Source organism: Streptomyces phaeofaciens (genome assembly GCF_014648915.1).
GTDB classification, from domain to species: Bacteria; Actinomycetota; Actinomycetes; order Streptomycetales; family Streptomycetaceae; genus Streptomyces; species Streptomyces phaeofaciens.
Window position 1 is genome coordinate 1 of record NZ_BMSA01000071.1, and the last position, 10,058, is coordinate 10,058.

The following is a 10,058-nucleotide window of genomic DNA, read 5'->3' on the forward strand; positions in this document are numbered from 1 at the left end:
AGTCCAACGCGTCCCCTGAACTGGGGTGTTGCAACAACCACTAGAAGGGAAGTGACGGAGCGGGGGCTTCCCCCTTCGCGGGCGGTCCGGTGGTGTGTGGTTCTCAGGTCTCCCGTGCGGTCCGGTGGTGTGCGGCCGGGTACGGCTCTCACGTCTCCAGCGCGTCCAGGGCGCCCAGCTGCGCCATCAGCCCGAGGCGGTCGTACTGCCACCAGCCCTCGGCGATCCTGCCGCCCTCGTTGAACCGGAAAACGGTCGACCCGGTCATGGAGACCTTCCGGCCGGTGGCGGCGAGGCCCATGAACTCACCCTTGTGCGTGCCGTTGAAGGTCCACCGGGTGCACACCCGGTCGTCCTCGCAGACCTGGTCCTCGACGGTGAAGGTGATGTCGAAGCCGCCCCGCCACATCTCGATCTCGCGCCGTATCGCGTCCATGCCCATGACGTCCTGCTCGTTGGACGGATCGTGGTCGTGGTAGTTCTCCGCGAACAGGTCGTCGAGCGGCGGCAGCTCGCCCCGGGTGCCCACCGTCTCGTAGAACCGCCGCGCGGTCGCCCCGTACATCTTCTCGTCGCGTACGACGTCGAGGTCCGTGAACGTCGGCATCTCGTCGCACAGGGCCACCAGCTCCCGGAAGATCTTGTCGGTCTCCGGGAGGTTCGAGTTCCGCATCGCCTCCTCGTACGACGGGAACTCCACGATCTCGATGAAGTGCGACGCGTCCGAGCGGTCCTTGCCGACCACCGCGTGCGTCGCCGTCCGCTTTCCCCTGGTCTGCTCGACCCAGGTGTCCATCAGCCGGTCCATCTCGTCGAACCGACTGGTCTTGCAGTCGATGAGCTGTACGAACGTCATGACGCCGCCTCCGGTCCCCCTGGGTCCGGTGTTCTGACACGCCCATCTTCCCACCGGAGCGCCGACGTCACCCGTCTGCCGCCGGGGCCGCTACCGGGGCCCGTACTTCCGGCCGGTCCGGGAGGAGATCCCGCCCAGCAGCGCCCGTGGCGTCACCTTCACCAACCCCATCAGCGCCTTGTACCGCGGGTCGGGGATCGACAGCGTCTTGCCGCGCGCCAGGTCCGCCAGCGCCGCCGCGACCAGCTTGTCCGCGTCCAGCCACATCCAGCCGGGGATGTTGTCCGTGCCCATCCCGGCCCGCTCGTGGAACTCCGTGCGCACGAAGCCCGGGGCCAGTGCCATCAGCCGCACCCCGCTGCCCGCCAGGTCCTTCGCCGCGCCCTGCGTGAACTGCACGACCCACGCCTTCGACGCCCCGTACGTCCCGCGCGGCACGAACGCCGCGACCGAGGCCACGTTGACCACACCGCCGCGCCCGCGCTCCCGCATGGCCGTGGCCGCCGCCGAGGTCAGCCGCAGCACCACCTCGCAGTGCACCTTGAGCATCCGCAGCTCGTCGGCCATGGACACGTCGAGATAGCGGCCCTTGTTGCCGAAGCCCGCGTTGTTGATCAGCAGGTCGACCGGGTTCTTGCGGTCGCCGAGCCGGGCGGCCACCGCTTCGATGCCGCCGTCGGTGGCGAGGTCGGCGGTGAGCACCTCCGCCTCGATGCCGTGCCGGTCGTGCAGTTCGGTCGCCTGCTCGCGCAGCCGCTGGGTGTCCCGTGCCACGAGGACGAGATCGTGCCCGTCCGCCGCCAGTCTGCGCGCGAACGCGGCACCGATGCCTGCGGTCGAACCCGTAATCAGAGCCGTTGTCATGGCAGAAGGTTAGTGACCCGGACTGTTCCCGTCCGCTCTCTGCACGCGGCCTCCCGAAGGTGAAGAACGGGTGCGCGCCCCCTCTTTCCGCCCCCTTTCACTGACGGTCGCTCAGCCGCCGTGCTGCGCCAGGTACTTGCGGGCGGCGGCCCGCGCCTCCGGGTGCAGGGCGTCCCCCGCCGCCAGCAGCCGGGGCAGCAGCTCGCGGTGGGTGGTGGTCGCCTGGAACTCCATCCGGGCCGTCACCTCGTGCTCCGGGACGTGGACGATCTCGATGGCGTCCTCCGCGCGGATCTCACCCGGCTCGATCACCCGCAGGTACGCGCCCGTCGCCGCCTTCGCGGTGAACCGTCTGACCCAGCCCTTCTCGCCCAGGTGCTCCTGGAAGGTGCGGCAGGGGATCCGTCCCGAGGTCACCTCCAGCACGACCTGCGGCCCGATCCGCCAGCGCTCGCCGATCCGTGCCCCCGAGACGTCCAGGCCGGCGGTGGTGAGGTTCTCCCCGAACGCGCCGTTGCCCAGGGTGCGTCCCAGCTCGCGCTCCCAGTCGTCGAGGTCCTCGCGCGCGACGGCGTACACCGCCTGGTCGTCGCCGCCGTGATGGCGCAGATGGCACACCGCGTCCCCGGCCAGGCCGCTGCCCGCGACGCCCTTCGGACCCGGCGCGGCGACCCGCACCGGCCCCTCGGCCGGCCGCTTGTCGATGCCGGTCACGCCCTGGGGGTTGTCGGTGTAGGGCACGCTCTTCGGACGGCCCAGGTTGACTGACAGAAGCCTCATAACGGCACGGTACGTGACCACTGATCAAAGTGTCGACGCATTTTTCGACGCCGTACCCAAGCTGCGCTTATGCTCACAGGATGATCGAGGCCCGTCATCTCCGTGTGCTGCGCGCCGTCGCCGCCACCGGCTCCTTCTCGGCCGCCGGGCGCGAGCTGGGCTGCACGCAGCCGGCCGTCAGTCAGCAGATGAAGGCCCTGGAGGCCTCCGTCGGCACGCCCCTGCTGGTGCGCAGCGGCCGCGAGATGCGGCTGACGCAGGCCGGTGAGGCCCTCGTGCGGCACGCGGCCGGCATCCTGTCCGGGCTGACCGCCGCCGAGGAGGAGGTCGCCGCCATCGCCGGACTGCGCGCCGGCCGGGTCCGTCTGGTCTCCTTCCCCAGCGGGAGTTCCGCCCTCGTCCCCACCGCTCTGGCCGCGCTGCGCGCCGCCCACCCGGGCACCCGGGTCTCCCTGGAGGAGGCCGAACCGCCCGAGTCGGTCGACATCCTGCGAGCCGGCGACTGCGATGTCGCGCTCGCCTTCCGCTACCCGCGCGCGGGCGCCGCCGAGGAGTGGGACGACCTGGTCGTACGGCCGCTGCTGGCGGACCGGCTGGTCGCGCTCGTCCCGGAACGGCACCGTCTCGCGCGCACCGGGCCGTCGGCGTCTGTCACCATCGGCGAACTCGCCGCCGAGCCGTGGATCGCGGGCTGTCCGCGCTGCCGCGGTCAGCTGGTGGAGGTGTGCGAGCGCGCGGGCTTCACGCCCCGGATCGACTTCGCCACCGACGACTACCCGGCGGTCGTCGGCCTGGTGGGCGCCGGCCTCGGCGTGGCCGTCCTGCCCGGCCTCGCCATCGAGTCCGTACGGCCCCGCGGCGCACGCGCGGTGACGCTGGAACCGGCCGTCCGGCGGGAGATCGTCGCGCTCACCCTGCCCGACCTGGCCCAGGTGCCGGCGGTGGCGGCGACGCTCGAGCAGCTGGAGCGCGCCGCCGCGCGCGGCTGATCCGGCCCGCGCCGGACAGCGAAAACGGCGGGCACACACGCGTGCCCGCCGTTCTCGGGGAACCCCGCAGCCCTCACAGGAGCGTGCAGAAACGTTCCTTCATGTGTTCGAGGCGGTGTCTCTCGCGCCCGACGACGCCGACACCAGACGGTTGCGCGCCCGTCCCATCAGCTCCTCGCGCTCGTCCTCGGTCAACCCGCCCCACACGCCGTACGGCTCGCGGACCGCCAGCGCGTGTGCCGCGCACTGCGCGCGGACCGGGCACCTCATGCAGACCTCCTTGGCCGAGTTCTCTCGAGCGCTCCGAGCCGCCCCGCGCTCACCCTCCGGATGGAAGAAGAGCGAACTGTCCACCCCGCGGCAGGCGGCCAGAAGCTGCCAGTCCCACAGGTCCGCGTTCGGTCCGGGAAGGCGGGAGAAATCTGCCATTGCGTGACCCCTTGTAGCCGTTCTGAGCGGATACGGTGCCCACGACCGTACAACTACGATCTAAGGAGATGAAAATATGACTCATTGCGAATCTAGCCTCAGACACCAGCTAAAGGGAAGAAATGGCGCCAAATGGGGCATGGGTTGTGATGAAAGGTTGAGGGTCCGCGCGGCTGCCTCCACCGTGTCCGCCCCCTCACGTAGAGTGCCGAAGAGTGCACGTAGCCCCGTAACTCTTTCGAGTGACCGTCGTTGAGAGTGCGAGGCGGTTGAAAACACAAACGCTCGGGCAGGCGTCCGAGACGGTCGACCGCACAGGTGACGATTTCGTACCAGCCTGGAGGCACAAGGTGACGCGCATCAGCTGCGGAGGGCGGCCATGACTTCCGTCCTCGTCTGCGACGACTCCCCGCTTGCCCGAGAGGCGCTCCGCCGCGCGGTCGCGACCGTGCCCGGCGTCGAGCGCGTGACGACGGCGGCCAACGGCGAGGAAGTCCTCCGCCGCTGGGGCGCCGACCGCTCGGACCTCATTCTGATGGACGTACGCATGCCCGGACTGGGCGGCGTCGAGACCGTACGGCGGCTGCTGTCCGCCGACCCCGGTGCCCGCATCATCATGCTCACCGTCGCCGAGGACCTCGACGGTGTGGCCCTCGCGGTCGCCGCCGGCGCCCGCGGCTATCTGCACAAGGACGCCTCGCGCGCGGAACTGCGGGCGACCGTCACCCAGGCCCTCGCCGACCCGACCTGGCGCCTGGCCCCCCGCCGGCTGCGCTCGGCCGAGATGGGCGCGGCACCCACCCTCACCGCGCGTGAGATCCAGGTGCTCGAAGGCATGAGTCACGGCCGCTCCAACGCGGAGATCGGCCGTGAGCTGTTCCTCTCCGAGGACACCGTCAAGACCCACGCCCGACGGCTGTTCAAGAAGCTCGGCGCCTCGGACCGCGCGCACGCCGTGGCGCTCGGCTTCCGGTGGGGACTGGTCCGCTAGGGGGTGCCTTGTGGATCGGGCCGGCTCCGGTCGACGGCGCCTTCCGGCTGAGCCGAGCGGTGTCCGGTGCGGGCAGCCGCAAGGCGGCGGAGGGAGCCGACGCGGTGGGGGCACCCCCGGCCGGAGGCTGGGGGACGTCGGCGAATGACGACAACGCCGCGGATGCGCGTGCGAGGGCCCGCGACTCTCGGCAAGATCCACAAGGCGCCCCCCAGGACCCGTTCCCGCGGTCCGGGCCCCGCGGGTCCCGGACCGGTGCGCGCGGCGGCGCGGACGCTCGGCCGTCCGGCGGACCGGGCCCGGTTTCCGGGGCGCCGGAGATTCGCCGGCCATTCAGCGGAAGGAGCGGGACATGAGTGAACCTTCCTGCTCAGACGGGGTCGAAGGCGCGGCGGAGAACCCCGTCTGCCGGGCGGCGGGCGGGGCCGGCGCAGGGTCCCGCCGGATGCCTGCTGCTCGTTTCGCCGCGGATGCCGCATCCTTGAGGTGTGGAGTTCCTCGGGAACGAGTCGGTCGAGCGGAAGGGGAGGGCGCAGGGGATGAGTACCGGCGCACCTGCTCATAACGCTTCGGTGCACAACGAAGGGCACGGTGCCGCGGACGGAAGTGCCGCAGTGCACCATGGACCGATGCGCGACGACGAGGCGGTCACCGCCGTGGGCACCATCGGGGCACTCGTCCATCGCGCAGTGGACGGCGACGAGCAGGCCACACACGACCTGCTCGCCCACGTCCACCCCTTGGCGCTGCGCTACTGCCGCACCCGGCTGTCCCGGCTGCCCGGCGACGCGCGCCACTTCGTGGAGGACCTCGCCCAGGAGGTCTGCGTGGCGGTGCTCCTCGCCCTGCCCCGCTACCGGGACACGGGCAGGCCCTTCGAGGCCTTCGTCTTCGCCATCGCCGCCCACAAGGTCGCCGACCTCCAGCGGGCCGCCATGCGCCACCCCGGCTCCACGGCGGTCCCCTCGGACGAGATGCCCGAGCGCCCGGACGACTCCCTCGGCCCCGAGGAACGCGCCCTGCTCAGCAGCGACGCCGAGTGGGCCAAGAAACTCCTGGCCAACCTGCCCGAGAATCAGCGGGAGCTGCTCCTGCTGCGCATCGCGGTGGGCCTCACGGCCGAGGAGACCGGCCAGATGTTGGGAATGTCACCCGGAGCGGTCCGGGTGGCCCAGCACCGGGCACTGAGCCGGCTGCGGGCTCTCGCCGAACAGTAGAAAAGACCCGGACCCCGGCCGCCCGTGAACAGGCGCGCCGACGGTTCCGTACGAACATACGAAGCCCGGAGCGGTGTCCAACCGTGGAATTCGGGAGGCGCACTTCCCGTTAGCATGGACATCCGCACCGATCAAGGCCATTTGGGGAAGGTGTCATGACTGCCAACGTCGACGGAGTGCCCGCCAAATTCGCGACCCTGGGGCTGACCTACGACGACGTGCTGCTGCTGCCGGGAGCGTCCGAGGTGCTCCCCAACGCGGTCGACACCTCGTCCCGTATCTCCCGTAACGTCCGGGTCAACATCCCGCTGCTGTCCGCGGCGATGGACAAGGTGACCGAGTCCCGCATGGCGATCGCGATGGCCCGCCTCGGCGGCGTCGGCGTGCTGCACCGCAACCTGTCCGTCGAGGACCAGGTCAACCAGGTCGACCTGGTCAAGCGGTCGGAGTCGGGCATGGTCACCGACCCGATCACCGTGCACCCGGAGGCGACGCTCGCCGAGGCGGACGCCCTGTGCGCCAAGTTCCGCATCAGCGGTGTCCCCGTCACCGACCCGGCGGGCAAGCTGCTCGGCATCGTGACCAACCGCGACATGGCCTTCGAGAGCGACCGCGCCCGTCAGGTCCGTGAGGTCATGACGCCGATGCCGCTGGTCACCGGCAAGGTCGGGATCTCCGGCGTCGAGGCGATGGAGCTGCTGCGCAAGCACAAGATCGAGAAGCTTCCGCTGGTCGACGACCAGGGTCTGCTCAAGGGCCTGATCACGGTCAAGGACTTCGTCAAGGCCGAGAAGTACCCGAACGCCGCCAAGGACTCCGAGGGCCGGCTGATCGTCGGTGCCGCCGTCGGCGCGAGCCCCGAGGCGCTGGAGCGCGCCCAGGCCCTGGCCGAGGCGGGCGTGGACTTCCTCGTGGTCGACACCTCGCACGGTCACAACAGCAACGCCCTCAGCTGGATGGCGAAGATCAAGTCGAGCGTGAACGTCGACGTGATCGGCGGCAACGTCGCCACCCGCGACGGCGCGCAGGCCCTGATCGACGCCGGTGTGGACGGCATCAAGGTGGGCATCGGCCCCGGTTCGATCTGCACCACGCGCGTGGTGGCCGGTATCGGTGTCCCGCAGGTCACCGCGATCTACGAGGCCTCCCTCGCGGCCCGTCCGGCCGGCGTCCCGCTGATCGGCGACGGCGGCCTCCAGTACTCCGGCGACATCGGCAAGGCGCTGGCCGCCGGCGCCGACACGGTGATGCTGGGCAGCCTCCTCGCGGGCTGTGAGGAGTCCCCCGGCGAGCTGATGTTCATCAACGGCAAGCAGTTCAAGTCGTACCGCGGCATGGGCTCGCTGGGCGCCATGCAGTCCCGCGGCCAGGGCCGGTCGTACTCGAAGGACCGCTACTTCCAGGCCGAGGTCGCCTCCGACGACAAGCTCGTGCCCGAGGGCATCGAGGGCCAGGTGCCCTACCGCGGTCCGCTCGCCAACGTCCTGCACCAGCTCGTCGGCGGTCTGCGCCAGACCATGGGCTACGTCGGCGCCGCCACCATCGAGGAGATGGAGACGAAGGGCCGCTTCGTACGCATCACGTCGGCGGGTCTGAAGGAGTCGCACCCGCACGACATCCAGATGACGGTCGAGGCACCGAACTACAGCCGCAACAAGTAGTCACCAGCTCCGCACAGGGCGGTCCCGGGCGCACCGGGGCCGCCCTTGTCGTGCCCGTCGGCGATACTGGAAGACGCTGAACGCATCAGGGAAAGGCCACACACGTGACTGAGATCGAGATCGGGCGCGGCAAGCGCGGCCGCCGGGCGTACGCCTTCGACGACATCGCCGTCGTCCCCAGCCGCCGTACGCGGGACCCGAAGGAGGTCTCGATCGCCTGGCAGATCGACGCCTACCGCTTCGAGCTGCCCTTCCTGGCAGCCCCCATGGACTCGGTCGTCTCCCCGGCCACCGCGATCCGCATCGGGGAGCTGGGCGGCCTCGGCGTCCTGAACCTCGAAGGCCTGTGGACGCGCTACGAGGACCCGCAGCCGCTGCTCGACGAGATCGCCGAGCTGGACGCGGAGACGGCGACGCGCCGCCTCCAGGAGGTCTACGCCGCTCCCATCAAGGAAGAGCTGATCGGGCAGCGTCTCAAGGAGGTGCGCGACGCGGGTGTGGTCACCGCGGCGGCGCTCTCCCCGCAGCGCACGGCCCAGTTCTCCAAGGCCGTGGTCGACGCCGGCGTGGACATCTTCGTCATCCGCGGTACGACGGTGTCGGCCGAGCACGTCTCCGGTGCCGCCGAACCGCTGAACCTGAAGCAGTTCATCTACGAGCTCGACGTCCCGGTGATCGTCGGCGGCTGCGCCACCTACACCGCGGCGCTGCACCTGATGCGCACCGGCGCGGCCGGCGTCCTCGTCGGTTTCGGCGGCGGCGCCGCGCACACCACGCGCAATGTGCTGGGCATCCAGGTCCCGATGGCCACCGCCGTCGCGGACGTCGCCGCGGCCCGCCGCGACTACATGGACGAGTCCGGCGGCCGGTACGTGCACGTCATCGCCGACGGCGGTGTCGGCTGGTCCGGCGACCTCCCCAAGGCGATCGCCTGCGGCGCCGACGCCGTGATGATGGGCTCCCCGCTCGCCCGCGCCACCGACGCGCCCGGCCGCGGCCACCACTGGGGCATGGAGGCGGTGAACGAGGAACTGCCGCGCGGCAAGAAGGTCGACCTCGGCACCGTCGGCACCATCGAGGAGATCCTCACCGGTCCGTCGCACATCCCGGACGGCTCGATGAACATCTTCGGCGCCCTGCGCCGCGCCATGGCCACCACCGGCTACAGCGAGCTGAAGGAGTTCCAGCGCGTCGAGGTGACGGTCGCGGACTCGGTCCACCGTCGCTAGGGCCTTTCCTGCGGATCATGACGCGGAGGCGGGGTGCCCACTCACTGCCGGTGAGTGGGCACCCCGCCTCTTGTGCTGCTTCTGATCGTGCCGGTTCGGGTCGCGCTGGTTCAGGTCGCGCTACGTCGGGTCGCGGTCGAACGTCGCGCTACTTCGGGTCGCGGTCGAACAGCGACGTGGACCAGACGTAGCCGAGGACGGCCAGCCCCAGGCACCAGGCCACGGCCAGCCACCCGTTGTGGCCGATCTCGGTGCCGAGCAGCAGGCCGCGCAGGGTTTCGATGGCCGGGGTGAACGGCTGGTACTCGGCGAACGGCCGGAACCAGCCCGGCATCGCGTCGACCGGCACGAAGGCGCTGGACAGGAGCGGCAGGACCATCAGCGGCAGGGCGTTGTTGCTGGCCGCCTCGGGGTTCGGGCTGGACAGGCCCATCCCGACCGCGATCCAGGTGAGCGCCAGGGAGACGAGCGCCAGCAGCCCGACCGCCAGGATCCACTCCAGGACGGTGGCGTCCGTGGACCGGAATCCGATCGCCACGGCGACGGCCCCGACGAGCATCACGCTCATCACGCACTGCAGCACGCTGCCGACGACGTGTCCGACGAGCACCGAGCCGCGGTGGATGGCCATGGTGCGGAAGCGGGCGATGATGCCCTCGGTCATGTCCATGGAGACGGACACCGCGCTGCCGATCGTGGTGCCGCCGATGGTCAGCATCAGGATGCCCGGGACGAGATACGCGAGGTACTCGGACCGGCCGGCACCACCGTCGCCGAGGCCGGCGCTCATCACATCGCCGAAGATGTAGACGAAGAGCAGCAGCAGCATGACCGGCGTGAGCAGCAGATTCAGCGTCATGGACGGGTAGCGCCGCACGTGCAGGAGGTTGCGGCGCAGCATCGTGGACGAATCGCGGACGGCGAGGGTCAGGGTGCTCATCGGGCGTTCTCCTTGGGCTGGTCGTTCCGGGCGGGCACGCCGGTGTCGGTGAGGGCGAAGAAGACGTCGTCGAGGTCGGGGGTGTGGACGGTCAGTTCGTCG

10 protein-coding genes and 1 pseudogene are annotated in these 10,058 nt (G+C 70.6%); 5 read left to right on the forward strand and 6 right to left on the reverse strand.

Annotated elements, in window-relative coordinates; all coding sequences use genetic code 11:
* Nucleotides 1-148: 148 nt before the first annotated feature.
* The 3 genes from IE275_RS45275 to IE275_RS45285 all read right to left on the reverse strand — a co-directional run bounded on the left by IE275_RS45275 (nt 149) and on the right by IE275_RS45285 (nt 2,500).
* Nucleotides 149-856 (reverse strand): ester cyclase, encoded by a 708-nt coding sequence (locus tag IE275_RS45275; RefSeq protein ID WP_189718549.1) that lies wholly within the window; start codon nt 854-856, stop codon nt 149-151.
* Between the two features lie 90 nt (nt 857-946).
* Nucleotides 947-1,720, reverse strand: coding sequence for an SDR family NAD(P)-dependent oxidoreductase (locus IE275_RS45280; protein WP_189718550.1), 774 nt, complete (start codon nt 1,718-1,720; stop codon nt 947-949).
* Between the two features lie 111 nt (nt 1,721-1,831).
* On the reverse strand, nt 1,832-2,500 hold the full coding sequence (locus IE275_RS45285; protein ID WP_189718551.1) for an MOSC domain-containing protein: 669 nt from the start codon (nt 2,498-2,500) through the stop codon (nt 1,832-1,834).
* Between the two features lie 80 nt (nt 2,501-2,580).
* Here IE275_RS45285 and IE275_RS45290 point away from each other — a divergent pair, with 80 nt between their 5' ends.
* The gene (locus tag IE275_RS45290; protein ID WP_189718552.1) at nt 2,581-3,489 is read left to right on the forward strand and encodes a LysR family transcriptional regulator; all 909 of its coding nucleotides are present in this window, start codon (nt 2,581-2,583) and stop codon (nt 3,487-3,489) included.
* A gap of 99 nt (nt 3,490-3,588) precedes the next feature.
* Here the strand turns inward: IE275_RS45290 and IE275_RS45295 are convergent, their stop codons facing one another.
* Nucleotides 3,589-3,918: a WhiB family transcriptional regulator gene (locus tag IE275_RS45295; protein ID WP_057584636.1), complete on the reverse strand. Its 330-nt coding sequence runs from the start codon at nt 3,916-3,918 to the stop codon at nt 3,589-3,591.
* 379 nt (nt 3,919-4,297) lie between these two features.
* Here IE275_RS45295 and IE275_RS45300 point away from each other — a divergent pair, with 379 nt between their 5' ends.
* The 4 genes from IE275_RS45300 (at nt 4,298) to IE275_RS45315 (ending at nt 9,016) form a co-directional block, all read left to right on the forward strand.
* Complete coding sequence (locus tag IE275_RS45300) at nt 4,298-4,909, forward strand: response regulator transcription factor (protein ID WP_003948568.1); 612 nt, start codon at nt 4,298-4,300, stop codon at nt 4,907-4,909.
* Nucleotides 4,910-5,538: 629 nt separating this feature from the next.
* Nucleotides 5,539-6,126, forward strand: a complete 588-nt coding sequence (locus tag IE275_RS45305) for a sigma-70 family RNA polymerase sigma factor (protein ID WP_189718553.1) — start codon at nt 5,539-5,541, stop codon at nt 6,124-6,126.
* Between the two features lie 155 nt (nt 6,127-6,281).
* On the forward strand, nt 6,282-7,787 hold the full coding sequence (gene guaB, locus IE275_RS45310) for an IMP dehydrogenase (RefSeq protein ID WP_189718554.1): 1,506 nt from the start codon (nt 6,282-6,284) through the stop codon (nt 7,785-7,787).
* A 104-nt stretch (nt 7,788-7,891) separates the two neighbouring features.
* A complete protein-coding gene (locus IE275_RS45315; RefSeq protein WP_189718555.1) occupies nt 7,892-9,016 on the forward strand; it encodes a GuaB3 family IMP dehydrogenase-related protein in 1,125 nt (374 codons plus the stop codon).
* Between the two features lie 148 nt (nt 9,017-9,164).
* On the opposite strand, the gene IE275_RS45320 is transcribed toward IE275_RS45315, so the two are convergent.
* Nucleotides 9,165-9,956 carry an ABC transporter permease gene (locus IE275_RS45320; RefSeq protein ID WP_189718556.1) on the reverse strand — a complete coding sequence of 264 codons (792 nt, stop codon included), beginning with the start codon at nt 9,954-9,956 and terminating at the stop codon, nt 9,165-9,167.
* A pseudogene (locus tag IE275_RS45325) lies at nt 9,953-10,058 on the reverse strand (ABC transporter); the annotation flags it as partial. The gene IE275_RS45320 and the pseudogene IE275_RS45325, both read right to left, overlap by 4 nt.

Bases quoted from the DNA above. Each gene is read 5' to 3' on its own strand.
- IE275_RS45275 (WP_189718549.1), bottom strand. From the start codon at position 856: ATGACGTTCGTACAGCTCATCGACTGCAAGACCAGTCGGTTCGACGAG.
- IE275_RS45280 (WP_189718550.1), bottom strand. From the start codon at position 1,720: ATGACAACGGCTCTGATTACGGGTTCGACCGCAGGCATCGGTGCCGCG.
- IE275_RS45285 (WP_189718551.1), bottom strand. From the start codon at position 2,500: ATGAGGCTTCTGTCAGTCAACCTGGGCCGTCCGAAGAGCGTGCCCTAC.
- IE275_RS45290 (WP_189718552.1), top strand. From the start codon at position 2,581: ATGATCGAGGCCCGTCATCTCCGTGTGCTGCGCGCCGTCGCCGCCACC.
- IE275_RS45295 (WP_057584636.1), bottom strand. From the start codon at position 3,918: ATGGCAGATTTCTCCCGCCTTCCCGGACCGAACGCGGACCTGTGGGAC.
- IE275_RS45300 (WP_003948568.1), top strand. From the start codon at position 4,298: ATGACTTCCGTCCTCGTCTGCGACGACTCCCCGCTTGCCCGAGAGGCG.
- IE275_RS45305 (WP_189718553.1), top strand. From the start codon at position 5,539: ATGCGCGACGACGAGGCGGTCACCGCCGTGGGCACCATCGGGGCACTC.
- guaB (WP_189718554.1), top strand. From the start codon at position 6,282: ATGACTGCCAACGTCGACGGAGTGCCCGCCAAATTCGCGACCCTGGGG.
- IE275_RS45320 (WP_189718556.1), bottom strand. From the start codon at position 9,956: ATGAGCACCCTGACCCTCGCCGTCCGCGATTCGTCCACGATGCTGCGC.